At 51.7% G+C, this 13,917-nt stretch carries 17 protein-coding genes; 10 read left to right on the top strand and 7 right to left on the bottom strand.

Annotation, left to right across the window (positions count from 1 at the left end):
- Window positions 1-279 precede the first annotated feature (279 nt).
- On the bottom strand, window positions 280-429 hold the full coding sequence (locus tag KQ296_RS00810) for a hypothetical protein (RefSeq protein WP_259726292.1): 150 nt from the start codon (window positions 427-429) through the stop codon (window positions 280-282).
- Between the two features lie 144 nt (window positions 430-573).
- Between KQ296_RS00810 and KQ296_RS00805 the strand changes: the two genes are divergently transcribed.
- From KQ296_RS00805 to KQ296_RS00790, 4 genes are read left to right on the top strand one after another with little or no spacing between them, the layout of a single operon-like run.
- Window positions 574-1,935: a hypothetical protein gene (locus tag KQ296_RS00805; RefSeq protein WP_011934008.1), complete on the top strand. Its 1,362-nt coding sequence runs from the start codon at window positions 574-576 to the stop codon at window positions 1,933-1,935.
- 2 nt (window positions 1,936-1,937) lie between these two features.
- Window positions 1,938-2,441, top strand: a complete 504-nt coding sequence (locus KQ296_RS00800) for a hypothetical protein (protein WP_011934007.1) — start codon at window positions 1,938-1,940, stop codon at window positions 2,439-2,441.
- A gap of 2 nt (window positions 2,442-2,443) precedes the next feature.
- Window positions 2,444-3,898, top strand: coding sequence for a hypothetical protein (locus tag KQ296_RS00795; RefSeq protein ID WP_011934006.1), 1,455 nt, complete (start codon window positions 2,444-2,446; stop codon window positions 3,896-3,898).
- A 53-nt stretch (window positions 3,899-3,951) separates the two neighbouring features.
- Window positions 3,952-4,524 carry a hypothetical protein gene (locus tag KQ296_RS00790; RefSeq protein ID WP_259726291.1) on the top strand — a complete coding sequence of 191 codons (573 nt, stop codon included), beginning with the start codon at window positions 3,952-3,954 and terminating at the stop codon, window positions 4,522-4,524.
- 227 nt (window positions 4,525-4,751) lie between these two features.
- Here KQ296_RS00790 and KQ296_RS00785 read toward each other — a convergent pair whose 3' ends face one another.
- Window positions 4,752-5,351: a thermonuclease family protein gene (locus tag KQ296_RS00785; protein ID WP_011934004.1), complete on the bottom strand. Its 600-nt coding sequence runs from the start codon at window positions 5,349-5,351 to the stop codon at window positions 4,752-4,754.
- Window positions 5,352-5,986: 635 nt separating this feature from the next.
- On the opposite strand from KQ296_RS00785, the gene KQ296_RS00780 reads away from it, so the two are divergent.
- Complete coding sequence (locus KQ296_RS00780) at window positions 5,987-6,322, top strand: hypothetical protein (RefSeq protein ID WP_083833654.1); 336 nt, start codon at window positions 5,987-5,989, stop codon at window positions 6,320-6,322.
- 519 nt (window positions 6,323-6,841) lie between these two features.
- On the opposite strand, the gene KQ296_RS00775 is transcribed toward KQ296_RS00780, so the two are convergent.
- On the bottom strand, window positions 6,842-7,102 hold the full coding sequence (locus KQ296_RS00775; RefSeq protein ID WP_259726290.1) for a hypothetical protein: 261 nt from the start codon (window positions 7,100-7,102) through the stop codon (window positions 6,842-6,844).
- Window positions 7,103-7,358: 256 nt separating this feature from the next.
- Here KQ296_RS00775 and KQ296_RS00770 point away from each other — a divergent pair, with 256 nt between their 5' ends.
- Together KQ296_RS00770 and KQ296_RS00765 are read left to right on the top strand one after the other, a co-directional pair.
- Entirely contained in the window at window positions 7,359-7,586 is a 228-nt protein-coding gene (locus tag KQ296_RS00770; RefSeq protein ID WP_011933998.1) for a hypothetical protein, read from the top strand.
- The gene (locus KQ296_RS00765) at window positions 7,561-8,136 is read left to right on the top strand and encodes a cupin domain-containing protein (RefSeq protein WP_259726289.1); all 576 of its coding nucleotides are present in this window, start codon (window positions 7,561-7,563) and stop codon (window positions 8,134-8,136) included. The genes KQ296_RS00770 and KQ296_RS00765 overlap by 26 nt, the downstream gene beginning before the upstream one ends.
- Before the next feature lie 20 nt (window positions 8,137-8,156).
- Here KQ296_RS00765 and KQ296_RS00760 read toward each other — a convergent pair whose 3' ends face one another.
- On the bottom strand, window positions 8,157-9,005 hold the full coding sequence (locus KQ296_RS00760) for an SDR family NAD(P)-dependent oxidoreductase (protein ID WP_011933996.1): 849 nt from the start codon (window positions 9,003-9,005) through the stop codon (window positions 8,157-8,159).
- A 399-nt stretch (window positions 9,006-9,404) separates the two neighbouring features.
- On the opposite strand from KQ296_RS00760, the gene KQ296_RS00755 reads away from it, so the two are divergent.
- Window positions 9,405-9,677, top strand: coding sequence for a DUF3764 family protein (locus KQ296_RS00755; protein WP_011933994.1), 273 nt, complete (start codon window positions 9,405-9,407; stop codon window positions 9,675-9,677).
- A 33-nt stretch (window positions 9,678-9,710) separates the two neighbouring features.
- Here the strand turns inward: KQ296_RS00755 and KQ296_RS00750 are convergent, their stop codons facing one another.
- A complete protein-coding gene (locus KQ296_RS00750; protein ID WP_041428677.1) occupies window positions 9,711-9,908 on the bottom strand; it encodes a hypothetical protein in 198 nt (65 codons plus the stop codon).
- Window positions 9,909-10,102: 194 nt separating this feature from the next.
- Here KQ296_RS00750 and arsH point away from each other — a divergent pair, with 194 nt between their 5' ends.
- The gene (arsH, locus tag KQ296_RS00745; protein ID WP_011933993.1) at window positions 10,103-10,804 is read left to right on the top strand and encodes an arsenical resistance protein ArsH; all 702 of its coding nucleotides are present in this window, start codon (window positions 10,103-10,105) and stop codon (window positions 10,802-10,804) included.
- A 10-nt stretch (window positions 10,805-10,814) separates the two neighbouring features.
- Here arsH and KQ296_RS00740 read toward each other — a convergent pair whose 3' ends face one another.
- Both KQ296_RS00740 and KQ296_RS00735 read right to left on the bottom strand, forming a co-directional pair.
- Window positions 10,815-12,455: a SulP family inorganic anion transporter gene (locus KQ296_RS00740; protein ID WP_011933992.1), complete on the bottom strand. Its 1,641-nt coding sequence runs from the start codon at window positions 12,453-12,455 to the stop codon at window positions 10,815-10,817.
- Between the two features lie 4 nt (window positions 12,456-12,459).
- On the bottom strand, window positions 12,460-12,828 hold the full coding sequence (locus tag KQ296_RS00735) for a hypothetical protein (protein ID WP_011933991.1): 369 nt from the start codon (window positions 12,826-12,828) through the stop codon (window positions 12,460-12,462).
- A gap of 116 nt (window positions 12,829-12,944) precedes the next feature.
- On the opposite strand from KQ296_RS00735, the gene KQ296_RS00730 reads away from it, so the two are divergent.
- Window positions 12,945-13,916 (top strand): DnaJ C-terminal domain-containing protein, encoded by a 972-nt coding sequence (locus tag KQ296_RS00730; protein ID WP_011933990.1) that lies wholly within the window; start codon window positions 12,945-12,947, stop codon window positions 13,914-13,916.
- The last annotated feature ends 1 nt before the right edge of the window (window position 13,917 follow it).

The raw sequence follows: 13,917 nt of genomic DNA, 5'->3' as shown, positions 1-13,917 counted from the left end.
GGCATGAGGAGGGTGACTGAAGCCTGCTCGGTGAGAGCAAACCCGTAACTGCGAACAACATCGTTCGTTTCTCCCGTCAAGCAGCCCCTGTTGCTGCCTGACCCTTAGGGGAGATGGGGTGAAGTCAGCCTTATCACCCAAATGACTCATGGGGGCTGGAAGGCCCCCTCAACCATTCCGTTGCAGTGGACACCGGGGTCCGCTTGTTTGTTGCTCAGCCGTCTGTGGGCATCCCAGCTCCATCACCGCTTCGGTGACGTTGATCACCATCCCCAGCTGCTAAATCGTCAGCTGCATGTGGTGCCCGAGCAGCCTGTAGGCCGCGGCAACTGCCTCTGGATCACGGCTCTCCATGCAGCCCATCCAGTCGGTCTCCCTCTGATCCAGTTCCGACAGCACCCTCAAGCAGAACTGTTCAGCGCAGAGCATCGGCAGCGTGGTGACTCAGAGCTCAGTCTGATCGGCGCAATAGGTCTTACGGAATCTCCCCCAGATGGGGGATGTCAAAAAGGACGGGACAACAGAAGCTGAAGTGCGGCGTCAATTAACCAAACGTCAGGGAGGTTTTTGAGGATGACAACAGCCCCAGGAGTAACGAATGAGGATGCCAATGGCGAGTTTGAGGTTTACCCGTATCAACTCACAACATGGATTGAAGCCCAGCCCAATCTTGAATACCTAGTCAAAGCAGCGAATGACTCACCAGCCTTATACGAGGCAGCGAGCGATACGTTGAGCGTCGCTCCTACAGAAGAAGACATTGTTTCTAAAAAGTATTTCGGGTTTCGGTCAAAACTGAGAGAATTTTTCTGGCCGTCCGCGCGTTCAATGAGGGGGCAATCGTATGGCACAGAGAGCTTTGATGAGACTTGCTCCAAAGCTGCCAACACGATGGCTGGAAGCACTCTTTGGGATGGAATCAGTACGGTTCCATTCGTACAGTTTGCACTGATTAACTACCTAAAGTGGGCAGCCCTGCCGGCCGCAATAGGAATTTCAGTTGGCTTAATGGTGATCTCCAATGTGGCTGGGCGACTTAGCGTAAACAGATCAAAAGGGAAAGAAGCCGTAGCAACAACAGGACTGGCATTATTCATACTCTTGTCATTCGCTAAAACATTTCTGTCAGGAGTTGGCTTTGACATCCTGGTCAATCAGGAAGGGATCACAAGAGAGTACGCGAACAAAGTCTTGGTAAACCAACTAGAAAAAAATCAGACTAAACTAGAAGAACTTCAGAGCCTAAAAAACCCAAAACTGATTAACTATAAGAATTCATGCGAGCCCCTGAAAACATTACTTCGCTCTATAGACAAAACTCTTGAGCCAGCAAAATGGGAAAGTGTTTACGTTCAAGCCTTTGGTACCTATGCACAACAAGAATCAGTACGAGGATTGACCAATGATCAGGTAATAAAAAAATATGGTGGTGTCAATCAAATCCCAGGGGTTTGTAAAAGAGCAGACATGCAACTCGCCTTAGACTTGAAGCAGGCAGATTTAATGCAGGAAAATATCGCTAACTGGAACGCCAAGCTGGGCACAGTTCCACCTCTGCAATTTCTACAGTCAGACTTCCCCGAAGTTTTTAAAAGCGAATTCAAAATTAACGAAAAAGGACTAGTAGAAATTCGCTCAGGCCAACAGATCGTAGGAGAGGCATTCGTTCAATTCTTTGAGAAGCTTCAAGATCCAGAAAGAATATTCCAGCTCGGTATCTCATTGTTCTGGATGATTGTGAGTTTGATACTTAGCATTTTGGCGACAATCCTTCTATGGGCACTATCAAAAAATAAAGAGATGAAATGGTCATTCAGCCGTGATCTTCTTCATACAAGAGCAACGTTCCTTCAAGCTAATCAGGACAATCTGCCGCTAGCCCTAAGAAAACGTAGGGAACGCTTGAATCAAGAAAACAACACAATGGAGTCCTAATCATGCCTTTTGCATCGGAATGGGTACCTCTCAATCAAAGATCTACTGACATCAAAGACAAAGTAAATCAAATTCATAATCTCTGTTCTGACAAACAAATTTTCAGCGAGGCTGTTGATCTTTATTTAGACCAGGAGTGGGGATCTTTAGAGCAATCAGTCCTTTATAGAGGCCTTCTTGAATGCAAACGCAGACAAGAAATATTGCCAGCAACTGCGATGATCAAGCTACGTCCGCAACCAATTGCTAGCAGCGAGGTTGGAGCACAGGAAGATGAAGTTGAAGAACCAATTGTGGTCACAACCCCAAATAATGCCCAGATAGGTAAACCACTGAAATGGTTTAGAGCACAACCACCAAATTCGAAAATCAAAAATGAAGCAGAAGACCAATATCGCCTTCGCCTACTTGACCTATATATCTCACATGTAAACGAAACGGGTGAAACATATTTCCCAAGGCTTGAGCAAATGCTGAGGGCCAATGCAGAATTTTATGGTTATTGATCATGAGCCTATTTAACAATATTTCTTCTATTGGGCAGGTAATACTGATCACCCAGTTGTTGTTTTTCTTCTTTGTAGTTAGCTTGGGTCTTTACCAGGTCATAGCCACAAAGCGATTACGTAAATCTTTAGCGGAAAGTTTACGGTTGTCTAGGGATACGCTCGGAGATGGGAGTGGAATGGCAATGTTGGCTGTGTCTTGCCGAACACGTTACAGAAATGCAGCCGAACGGATTGAGAGTGTTGACGCTCACTCAATAGCATCCAGCGAATTAGCTCGATTTCCATTAATCAAATTAGGGCAACTGAGATGGACTATCTACCAAAGCGATGAACTCCTCAATGGTGCAGCAGGTTTTTTAGTCACACTTGGTTTAGTTGGAACATTTTCAGGGCTGATTCAAAATATATCAGGTTTGTCTGGGCTCCTACTTTCAGGGGAAGGAATTAGCGACCAGCCCAACTTAATACAGGGATTTGCGTCGATATTCCCTGCAATGGGGGCTGCATTCATAACCAGCCTCGCTGGAATCTTGCTTAGTAGTAGCCTCTGGCTAATTGGTACATTTAATCGAATGACAGGATTAAAAGACGAGTTATTGGACCTCTTGTGTGGATACTTAGAGCAAGTAGTCCAAGCTGATTGTCGCTGCTATTCATTGGTGGGAGAGTCTATTGAAAGAATGCAAAATTATTTGGATGATTATTTATCCAAATTCAGCATGACGGTAGGAATTCAAATCAAGGAATCGATAGACCAATCTATAAAGCGACTAGTGAATGTACTTGCGGCTCAAATTGATGAAACCAAGCTATTTGTCAAGGCCATATCAGGAGGTTGTGGCGAACTAGAAAAAGCTGGGCATGTATTTTCTAAGGCAACAGCACAGCTAGAAAGGAGTGATTTCGCATCTGAATTTTCAGAAGCCTGCGCACGCTTTATCGACCACACGAAGCTCTTAGCTCAATCTACTGAAAACATGAAAGATGCATCCGGCAACCTATCTCAACAAGGAGTTGAATTAGCAAAGCAAATTACGATTTCATGCGATGTCAGTGAGAAGCTAAGCGGGGTGTTGGATGAATCTCTCTATGCCTTGAAGACCTCACAACAGTCAGCCATATCAACTGGAGAAAGCCTCAATAATGCTGTCGAAGCCATGGAAGGTATTAACAAGCGAGGTATGACCTGGCTGAGCATGAGAGCAAAAACCGATTCCAAACTTGTTGAATTAACAGAACAACTACAAGAGATCGTAACCACTTTCTCTTCAGTTTCAGAAAAAATAAGTAGCGCAACATACAGAGATCTAAAAGCGCTGCAGGCGGATATGTCTGAATTAAAGAAAATAAGCGCAACATTCCTAGAGGAAACACGCAAAAATGATTCAGAAATGCAAATCATTAAGGCTGGACTCAATCAGATGATCAGTGCACCTACACGCTTAATTTCCTGATGAGACGTTCTTCACTCCGCAAAACATCTGGAGAGCACACGACATGGATGCCGATGACGGACATGCTCGCGAGCACACTAATGATTTTGTGCTTATTCCTTGCAGTCAGCACAATTCTTCGGGCAATGAATGCCAAGCCACCAGTGATCAAGCTTGCCGATACTGATGCCTATCGGTTTGACACAGGCAGTTTTTTGCTTAGCACGACATTCAAAGAAACACTAAGAGAGAATGCAGTCCCCCAAATCAGTCGAACTATCCACTGTTATGGGATAGACACTGTTGAGATTATTGGACACACAGATGGAAGACCTGGGGGTATGGTAGGCAATCTCGACTACAGCCTTGGGAGCTTCTCATCAGGAAGCGACATGCAAGAAATGGTACCTGGAAGCAATATCGATCTTGGGTTGCTGCGGGCTATCTCTGTTAAAACTGAGCTGGAATTCTCATTGTCAAGAAGGATCACCCAAGATGTTGGATTCAGAGTGCTTTCTGCTGGTAGTACTATTGGTCCTGACGGTAGTTTTTTACCGGCTAAAAATTTGGATGAAGGTTCCCGACGACGTATTGAGATCCGCTTTCTTCGCTTGAGCCAGAGCCCATTCATCCCTCTGTGCTCATAACCATCAGTGATGTTTAACCGCACCAGCGCCCTTGCACTTCTATTGATTCTGAAACTTGGATGAACTTGGTGAGCAGCAGAGATAACGAATAGACCCTGATTTAGTCGATGACTTCTGCCAGTAGTAACCGTTTTTGGGAGCGCCTTCAGCAAGCACTGCGGCAGAGACAGGGAAAGCAGGAGCAAACAGAAGTGAGCCCAGGCTCAGAGTAAGAAGCAGTCGGATCATCAGTTTCGGCGTGAACGACGGTAGTCCCAAGGTTTTTGATTAGGCCGATACGGGCCCCATACACCAATACCTCTTTTACTAGCTGAGGCTTCAGCGGATAGGTAAGCAGCCCGATCACATTGACCGAGGTACTTCCGATAGGGGTACGCCGCACCCAGACGGATCATCTGAAGGTTGATGTTGGTAGACCCGCTATAGACCTCCGCAACAGTCCTCCCGTAATGGTCCTTGGTCTGAGGCTTGAGAGTGATGGACTTTCCTGTAATCAGGCCCTTAAGGGTCTTGGTGGACCAACTACCACTGTTCCCCTGACTGGTTTCTGGTGCGTCAATACAAGCCAGTCGAATGGTGACCCGATTGCCCGTGGCGTCCTTAACCCTGATGGTGTCTCCATCACCGACAGAGACCAAGACAACAGCACCTGAGACAAGGCCAATTGAGCGTTTAGACGATGAGCCAGAGCCTCGATGGCAATGACGATCACCAATCTTTCTGTTGGTGTGGCAGCCACTGGAGTCCAAGCCGCCACCATGCGCGAAGGCAGCTGAAGTAGCAGCCAACAAAATCGTTGTTGAGAGGAAAAGGGCTGGGATCCTCATTGCCCAATGGTGGCAAGCCAACTGACCTTGGCCAGTCAGGTGTGGGCGAGGCTTGCGTTGAAAAAGTCCTGCCGGCTTAGGAGGTGAACGCCTGCTGGCGTGGCAGGTGGGGTCATTGCTGTAAACCAGTTGGGGGAGTCAGACGGCTGAAATCGGGAAAATAAATAGCTCAGTTGGGGGATTAGCTTTTCGGCAGAAACGGCGATGGTGAAGAGGTCCAGGAGGGATGACCTCCACAGTAGCTGACTCAAATGAAAGCGCTTACTACGATTATTGCATTTACGATTGGATCTACGTTTACATTCTTAGGAAGCGCTCCAGCAAAAGCTACGCCAATCAATTGCTCCACCTTGGCGAAAAAATTTTCAATTGGTGAAATGAATTTTAATGAGAATATTAAGTGCAAAGAGGGCTCAAATGTCATGACTTATCGACGCTGGTGTGCTCGCTCCCAAGGTGTTGTCTGCACTGTTGGAAGAGGTTGGTCTTAATGATGCGAATATGCAAGGAATTGCTGTTAAATTCATTCAACTTTTTAAATCGTCAGAATAGAGCTTTTCGACATAATAGCTTCCGCTGTCTTGACGGATAATGAAGAGACCCAGGAGGGGTGACCTCCACATCATCTATCACGTATGAAACTTTTCAAAGCAATTGCTGTCGCTGCTGTTATCAGCACCGCTTTTATTTCTGCGAGTCCTGCATATGCGAGATGCAGAGTTGATGGTGTATCAAAACCATCTCAAAGAAATGCACAGTTTACTGTGACCAACAACCGTAATCGTGCAGCAAATCTCGTTTGGATTGCATTTGACGGCACTCGCGAATTATACGCGTCAATCGGTTCTGGAGAAACTTTCACGCAGCCAACATATACAAATCATTTGTGGCTGATCAAGGAAAAAGGTACGGGTAGGTGTTTAACCCTCATTCGACTTGGGACGACTAGTCAACAATTGACGATTCGCTGACGTGCTCATCTCCTATCGGGAGGCATGATGGCTGACGGTTGAGAGCCTTGCAAAACCCAAAAGGGGAACGGAGACATCGCCATGTTCAATAAAGATTCATCGAAACTGCTCAGTTGCCAATGAGTCTGTTCAGATTGCTGCATAAAGTCCATCCTGCAGGTGGATTCTTGGCAGCTCCTTTACCGTCTCTAAGCTTGAACAGGCACTAATCACCTTTTCTTTGCAGAGGTGGTGTTTCGATCATTTCGACGATGCCAATGTTTATTTTTTTGCCATTTGGCTTAGTGTAAAATTTGGAGTCGGGCTTGGTTGTATAAACGGCTGCAGAAGCTTTTGCAGATCCGATTAAAACAAGAACAAGGTATAGCTTGAGATTCATGTTGCAAGCGTGATTTGAATCTAGATTAGCGTTAGGCTGATATTCTGCTGCCTGAGTGTGGCTGTTGGTGCAAGTGTTTGTGATTGATATCCCGGAAAAGCAGTCACCCCGTCGGCAATGTGGCAACTTGATCTCCGCGTTTAGCGGTTTTCTGTAAAGCTGATTGAATTACCGTTTTTGTGCTTTAAAAGGATTCCGTCGTTGTTGTGCGTGCTGCTTGTCCAAATGCCGCCATTCTTGTCAGTGAACACGCCATTGCCCTGATGCACATAGGTTTCTGTGACACCGTCAGCCCAGTGCATCGTTAAGGTGAATGGGTTTTGAGACACAAGACAATGCATCGTTAGTGAGTTGAACGAACAGGTGCCTTTGTATTCGGCTGCTTGGGCGGTGGATGCCAAGGTAGTGGGAATGAGTGTCATAACGGTTAAGAGAAACTTTTTCAAAGTGCAGTGCATGATTCATTGCTCTGAATGCTATCAATTTGGTCATCACAACCCATGACAGCGCTCTACCCCGCTGGCATCGAGCGGTTCACCGCAAATTCACCAGAACTGCACCCCAACTGCACCAAGGCTGTACAGCAGCGTTCACCACTACGGCTGTGATCTTGAAGGAGTCGAGGGGGTTCGCTCCCAACTGATTCACTCAACCATCATGACGAAGATTCTGCTCGCCGCATTGATTCTGTTGATGCCTGCCTCACCGGTTCAGGCTTACAAGGTGCGCTCCGCGCCTGTGCCCGCTCGTCGCTATCGACCAATTCCATCGGAGCGTTACACACCGGTGCCGACGCGTCGGTACCGGCCTGCGCGACCTTCTCGGACCATCCAAGTGAAGCCCTATCGTTCGCGTCTGGATGCGCCGCGCTTTCGCATCAGATAAAGAACCATTCCCCGCCCCACTGGCAGGCCTCGATGCAAAAGGCAGACCACTGCATGGCCAGAGGATCGGTCATTGCTCCTGCATCGGTCTGGGAGCGTCCTTATGCTTTGAACCAATTCTTTCAGAAGCTGTGGGTCTCACTGTTATTCGCAACTCCAACGACATTCTTCGGAGTAAAGCGCTGACGACGACCAATGTCCTCCAGGGATCTTTGCATCGCCAGGGTGATTACGAATTGGTTGTGTTTGAAATTCCAGCCCATACCTCTCAAAAACCTCATTACCATCGCCATGGGATTATCGACATCTTTATGGTTCAGGATGGTGAAGGCTGGCTTCACCTCAGCAAGATTCGGAATGGAGTTCCTGACCCAGCATCATGTGAAGTGCATCCACTGAAGGCTGGGGACACCTATGCGCTAGGCGTAGGAACACTTCATGCTATTGAGACGAAAGAGCAACGCATTGTCGTGATGAATATTGCTCAGCCAACTCACAGCGCTTATGTGAATGCCAGTGATGATTCGGCGATTGATATTGTTTTCCCGTGACTTGAATGGTTGGCAGTCCGTCATGGTGTGATTGATTGCATGAGGCGATCAATCAAGAAGTCTGGGAGTGCTCTGCTGGCTATGGCGCCAAGTTGTGCCTCGCTGGTCACAAAATATCGTCTCTTTGGGTGATTGCTGGCTATCGCGTGGTGAACCTTGCGGGCGACGATTTCAGGTGATTGCATCCTTTTCCCTGTTTGTTGGTTTGATGCGGTTTGTTTTTTGAGCGTTTGTTTGTATTCAGAATGAAAATGGTGTTTTGTTGAGAGCTTGTTTTGAAGATGCTTCATGGCATTGCTGCGCAGGTTGGAGCGAATGGCCCCAGGCTCGATCAGGCTTAGGGCAACGCCGCTGCCTCGCAGTTCCATGCGTTGGGCATTCGCCAGTGCTTCGAGTGCATATTTCGATGCGCAGTAGCCACCAACCATGGGTGCTGTGAGCACTCCAAAAATCGAGCTGATGTGCACAATCCTCCCCCACCCCTGATGGCGGAGTGTCGGAATGAGTGTGTTCGTGAGTTCCTGCAGGCCAAATACATTCACCTCAAATTGTTTGCTGAGGTCCTCGCGTGAGAGGTCTTCCACTGCACCTGGGATCACGATGCCGGCATTGTTCACCAGAGCGCCAATGCCGCTTGGACACCTCCTGGCGAGGGATGAGACGCAGTCTTGGATAGAGCTTGGATCTAGAACATCAAGCTGGAGAGCCTGGAAGCCGTGGCTGCGCAGATGGGCAAGATCGTGTTCCGATCTAGCGGTTGGATAAACATGCCAGCCTTGATGTCGCAGCTGGAATGCGATGGCTCGGCCAATGCCTGATGAACACCCTGTGACCAATGCTGTTTTGGCCTGAACAGAGGCGGCTTTCATCGCACTCTGCTTGGAAGACTCACCTTGTGCAGCGTGTCATTGAGAGGCCTCCATTGCACGAGGTGGTTCGGATCGATCTGATGCGTGTCTAGGCAATTCCAGATGTCTGTTCCTGAAAGAGTCGCCTTGGCCCAGTGATCGCCTTCACTTTTCATTTGCTTGCTGTTGTCATCTTTCCAGTCGATCCACTCGATTGTTGGGTATTGGCCTGTGAATTGATTGAGAATCACGATTGAAAACTCCATGGTGTCTTTGCGCTACAATTTGTTCAAGCGTAAGCGGTCGTGCGTCTTGATTGGCGCGCAAGGCCCTCCGATCGCGACTTCGAGTGTTGGCTGTTGTGGCCAATACGGATCGATCGCTGAATCGGTGCTTCAATCAATCATCCTCATCACTTCAATGGAAACCACGGTCTGGACGTTCAATCTCAGTGTCCCCTTCGCTGAATGGGCTGCGATTTACGACAGCGATGACGTTGCCAAAATGCACGCCGCGGTGGGGGTGAAATCACTGTTTCGTGGTGTCAGCAAGGATGATCCCACCAAAGTGTGCGCAGTTCAGCAGGGTCCTGTTGGGGTGGCCCAAAAGATTTTTGAAGACAACAAGGAGATGATCCGCGGTGCTGGTCACGTGATCGAAAGCACGGTGATTAGTTCCTACCTCGATGCCTGATCGTCCCCTCAATCGCCATTGGCGTTGATTCTTTTATTGAGGGATGTAATCCAGGGGGTCGTCAAAGGTTCCCTCACCGCAGGGCGTTTGCGAACGCCCTCCCGGTAGATACTGTTGCTGAATCATTCCGTCCTGGTACTCCTGGCACAGTTCTGCAGGGGTCTGGCTGTCGACCCAGCCTTGGTAATCGCTTGCGAAAAATAGCTGGGCGATCAAAAGAGAATTGATCATGGGTGAATGCACCTTTGTGTGGTTTAGATCGGAAGCCCGAGGTCGGCCTCAGGCTGTTGCGATGGTTCTTGTTCTCTAACTGCTGCAGCTTCTGCGCTCGAGTGCGGTTCCACGCCCATGGGGTTCGGGCACCCCTATGGCGATACAAGCCAAGACCGGTAAGGCTGAATTCATCAAGTTTGGTTGATGAATCAATGGTTTCCTACCCACCCGCTCCTTCCTTCGAGCAGTTCCAGCCCGTTCAAGCGATCACTCACCGGCCAAGAATCCTTGCCCTGTATGGCTCGTTGCGTGCCAACTCCTGCTCGCGCTGCCTCACCCTCGAGGCCCAGCGCATCCTTGAGGCCATGGGGGCTGAGGTCAGGGTGTTTGATCCCCATGATCTTCCCCCTTTTGACTCCGAGTTGTCGGATCATCCGAAGGTGAAGGAGCTCAGGGATTTGGTGGCTTGGTCGGAGGGGCAGTTCTGGTGTTCACCAGAACTGCACGGAAATCTCAGTGGTGTTTTCAAAAATCAGATCGACTGGATCCCGCTTCAAAGTGGCGCCTCCAGGCCCACCCAAGGGAAAACCCTTGCCCTCGCGCAGGTATCGGGCGGGTCTCAGTCGTTTAATACCGTGAATAGTCTTCGCATTCTTGGACGCTGGATGCGCATGATCTGCATCCCGAATCAGAGCAGTGTTCCCCGCTCCACGGCTGAATTCAACGACGACTGCACGATGAAGCACTCCGCGTATCGCGAGCGTTTGATTGATGTGTGCGAGGAATTGATTCGCTTCACCCTTCTAATCCGTCCCAATCAGCGCCAGCTGGCGGATCGTTTCAGTGAGCGTGAGGAGACGGCGCAGATGCTTGAGCAGCGCATGGGGATCGCTTCCATCACCGAAGGGCGGTGACGCCGAATCATCAACTGTTGAGGCGCTGTTCGGCCACACGTAAGGCCTCGAGGCGGGTATCAACGAGCGCTGGAATGCCGAAGAGCTCAAGCCGTCGTTTCACCTTGCCGGCTGCGCCGGCCACAAGCACCTGACGGTCGTGCTGTGCTGCCTCCTGCACCATGCGCTCGATCGCCAGGCTGGCTGTGACCCCGAGATGGGGGACATCGGTGATATCCAGCAAAAGAATCCGGTATTGGCGCACAAGCATCATCCGTTCACTGATTCCTTTGGCTGCTCCGAAACTGAGAGGCCCTTGCAGCCTGAACAGCATCAGATCATCTCCGCAGCGTTTCAGCAGGGTTTGCTCTTCAGCGTTCAGCGGTTCCTGGTGTTGGTTCATGGTGCCGAGCTGATGGGCGGTGAGCGACTCGATCGTGAGCAGGTTGGCCACGAACATTCCCACCAGCACTGCGCCGATCAGGTCCCAGAACACGGTCATCAGCAGAACACCCCACATCACCAAAGCCGTCTTGAAGGAGAGCCGGTGGGCGCGGCGCAGGAACCCCCAGTCGATGATGTCGACGCCCACCTTGATCAGGATTCCCGCCAAAAGGGCGGTGGGGATCCCTTCGGCCAGAGGTCCGGCGCCCAAAAGCAAGACCAGCAGCACGATCGAGTGGGTCATCCCCGAGAGGGGCGTGCGCCCCCCGGATTGGATGTTGATCACTGTGCGCATCGTGGCCCCTGCACCTGGAAGCCCGCCGAAGAGACCGGCCACGCTGTTGGCGACGCCCTGGCCCACCAGTTCGCGATCGGATCGATGCCGGGTGTGACTGATGTTGTCGGCAACCAGGGAGGTGAGCAACGAATCGATCGCGCCAAGAAGGGCCAGCACCAAGCCAGCCCGCAGCACAACCGGCAGATGCTCCTGCCAATTCGGCAAGGTGAAACTCAGTCCCCCTTCTGGGATGCTGCCAATGCGCGGCAGCTGGTCTGGAAACAGCCACAGCGACAGAGGCGTGATCAGCACAAGTGCCATCAAGGGTGACGGAATCACCTGGCTGAGCCGGCGCGGACAGCCGAACACCACCAGCAGGGTGGTGGCACCCACCAGCAGCGCCGCCGGCTGGGGACTGAACTCTGTGAGCACCATCTGCAACGACTGCAACACGCCGCCGCGGCTGTTGATTCCCAGCAACGGGCCGATTTGCAGGCAGAGGATGATTACCCCGATGCCGGTCATGAAACCGGAGACCACCGAGTAAGGCACAAGCGTGATGTACCGCCCGAGCCTCAGCGCTCCCATCAGGATCTGAAAGAGTCCTCCGATCACCACGGCGGCCATCACCAGCGGCAGCAGCTCCCCGCTGCTGAGTTCACGGCTGACGCCGACAGCCGCAAGGCTGCCGACAACGCCAGCCACGGTGACGCTCATCGGGCCCGTTGGTCCGCTGACCTGGGCAGGTGTTCCCCCAAGCAGAGCTGCGAGGAATCCGGTCACGATGGCTCCATAGAGCCCATAAATGGCTCCACCCGGTCCGAGGGCGGCATTGCCGAAGGCCAATGCCAGGGGCAGTGCCACAACCGCTGCGGTGAGCCCGCCGGAGAGATCTCCACGCCAATGGCTCCAGCTGAAACCATGAATGACAGCGTGCCTGCGTTGGTTCATCACCTCAGGGGGTTGGGCTCATCCCTGACCAAACCTCAAGTTCCTCCAGTGATTGCACCCCTTCGCGGCGTTCACCTGACGGCAAGATCCAGGTTGGATAGGCGCGGATCTTGGCTGTTTTGCAGGCAGCGGCCTGAATAGGCAGCTCCTGGGGTTTGGCGCATTCCACGTAAGGAAGCTTGGTGACCGCATCGCCAAATAGACGACCTTGCGCCTGACAGGCGGGACACCGCCAGGATCCGTAGTACAGAACCTTGGTCTCGCTGAGATGGTCAGCCAGAGCCGCTGGGTCGGGAGCTGAGTGCACCATCCCCGCACCGAGAAGACCAAGCCCCGCACTGGAGAGCGTGCCGAGAAGAAAAAGTCGGTTCATTTTGAAAATGTACGTGCGTTCGGGCGTACGGGCATCCGGCCTGCGGCCAAGGTGCCGAACTCAGGATGGAACTGGGAGACTCAGTTGTAGTGGAGTCTTCGGGCTGAACGATCACCATGGCAGGCAGTGGGTACCGCGATTACTTCAAGGTGCTCGGTGTGGATCGTGGAGCCGATGCTGACGCCATCAAAAGGGCGTTCCGCAAACTGGCCCGGCAGTACCACCCGGATGTGAACCCCGGAGACAAAGACGCTGAGGCCAAGTTCAAGGAAGTGAGTGAGGCCTACGAGGTTCTCTCGGATCCTGAGAAGCGCAAGCGCTACGAACAATTTGGGCAGTACTGGAACCAGGCCGGCGGCGGTGCCGGTGGTGTGGATGTGGATTTTGGCCGGTACGGCAATTTCGATGATTTCATCAATGACCTGCTCGGCCGTTTTGGCGGTCCGGGTGCTGGTGGCTTTGGTGGCGCGCCGGGCGGTTTCGCGGGTGGTGGTTTCCCCGGTGGTTTTGCTGGCGGCGGCTTTCCCCGAGGAGCGTCCCGCCCTCCAGTGAATCTCGATGCAGAAGCCACAGTGAAGGTGAGCTTTGCTGAGGCCTTTCGTGGTGCTGAACGCACCCTTTCGGTGAATGATGAACGGGTGCAGGTGCGGATCCCAGCGGGTGTAAAGACGGGGTCTCGCCTGCGCCTTAAAGGGAAGGGCAACCTCCAACCGGGAACGGGACGTCGCGGTGATCTCTACTTGAACCTGGAGGTTCAGTCCCATCCTGTCTGGCGTTTCGAGGGAGATCAGCTGCGGGCTGATCTCCCTGTGGCTCTCGATGAGTTGGCGCTCGGAGGCACCGTCACCGTGATGACGCCGGACGGTGAAGCCGAGGTGTCGATCCCGGCGGGAACCAGCCCAGGCCGCAGTCTGCGCCTCAAGGGCAAGGGCTGGCCGCTGAAAACCGGTCGCGGAGATCTTCTGCTCACACTCACCCTGCAGTGGCCGCCTCAATGGTCTGAAACGCAGCGTTCCCTGCTTGAGCGCTTGCGTGAGGAGCGCGGCGATGACCCCCGCCGCGACTGGCTGCAAACCGCTCGGCTTTGAG

The organism is Synechococcus sp. CS-197, assembly GCF_025128215.1.
In the GTDB taxonomy this organism is placed as follows: Bacteria; Cyanobacteriota; Cyanobacteriia; order PCC-6307; family Cyanobiaceae; genus Synechococcus_C.
Note: the sequence above shows the minus strand (reverse complement) of the source record. Positions and strands in the feature narration are given on the sequence as shown.

Excerpts from the sequence above, each read along its gene's own strand:
- KQ296_RS00810 (WP_259726292.1), bottom strand. The coding sequence starts at position 429 with ATGCTCTGCGCTGAACAGTTCTGCTTGAGGGTGCTGTCGGAACTGGAT.
- KQ296_RS00805 (WP_011934008.1), top strand. The coding sequence starts at position 574 with ATGACAACAGCCCCAGGAGTAACGAATGAGGATGCCAATGGCGAGTTT.
- KQ296_RS00800 (WP_011934007.1), top strand. The coding sequence starts at position 1,938 with ATGCCTTTTGCATCGGAATGGGTACCTCTCAATCAAAGATCTACTGAC.
- KQ296_RS00795 (WP_011934006.1), top strand. The coding sequence starts at position 2,444 with ATGAGCCTATTTAACAATATTTCTTCTATTGGGCAGGTAATACTGATC.
- KQ296_RS00790 (WP_259726291.1), top strand. The coding sequence starts at position 3,952 with ATGACGGACATGCTCGCGAGCACACTAATGATTTTGTGCTTATTCCTT.
- KQ296_RS00785 (WP_011934004.1), bottom strand. The coding sequence starts at position 5,351 with ATGAGGATCCCAGCCCTTTTCCTCTCAACAACGATTTTGTTGGCTGCT.
- KQ296_RS00780 (WP_083833654.1), top strand. The coding sequence starts at position 5,987 with ATGAAACTTTTCAAAGCAATTGCTGTCGCTGCTGTTATCAGCACCGCT.
- KQ296_RS00770 (WP_011933998.1), top strand. The coding sequence starts at position 7,359 with ATGACGAAGATTCTGCTCGCCGCATTGATTCTGTTGATGCCTGCCTCA.
- KQ296_RS00765 (WP_259726289.1), top strand. The coding sequence starts at position 7,561 with ATGCGCCGCGCTTTCGCATCAGATAAAGAACCATTCCCCGCCCCACTG.
- KQ296_RS00760 (WP_011933996.1), bottom strand. The coding sequence starts at position 9,005 with ATGAAAGCCGCCTCTGTTCAGGCCAAAACAGCATTGGTCACAGGGTGT.
- KQ296_RS00755 (WP_011933994.1), top strand. The coding sequence starts at position 9,405 with ATGGAAACCACGGTCTGGACGTTCAATCTCAGTGTCCCCTTCGCTGAA.
- KQ296_RS00750 (WP_041428677.1), bottom strand. The coding sequence starts at position 9,908 with ATGATCAATTCTCTTTTGATCGCCCAGCTATTTTTCGCAAGCGATTAC.
- arsH (WP_011933993.1), top strand. The coding sequence starts at position 10,103 with ATGGTTTCCTACCCACCCGCTCCTTCCTTCGAGCAGTTCCAGCCCGTT.
- KQ296_RS00740 (WP_011933992.1), bottom strand. The coding sequence starts at position 12,455 with ATGAACCAACGCAGGCACGCTGTCATTCATGGTTTCAGCTGGAGCCAT.
- KQ296_RS00735 (WP_011933991.1), bottom strand. The coding sequence starts at position 12,828 with ATGAACCGACTTTTTCTTCTCGGCACGCTCTCCAGTGCGGGGCTTGGT.
- KQ296_RS00730 (WP_011933990.1), top strand. The coding sequence starts at position 12,945 with ATGGCAGGCAGTGGGTACCGCGATTACTTCAAGGTGCTCGGTGTGGAT.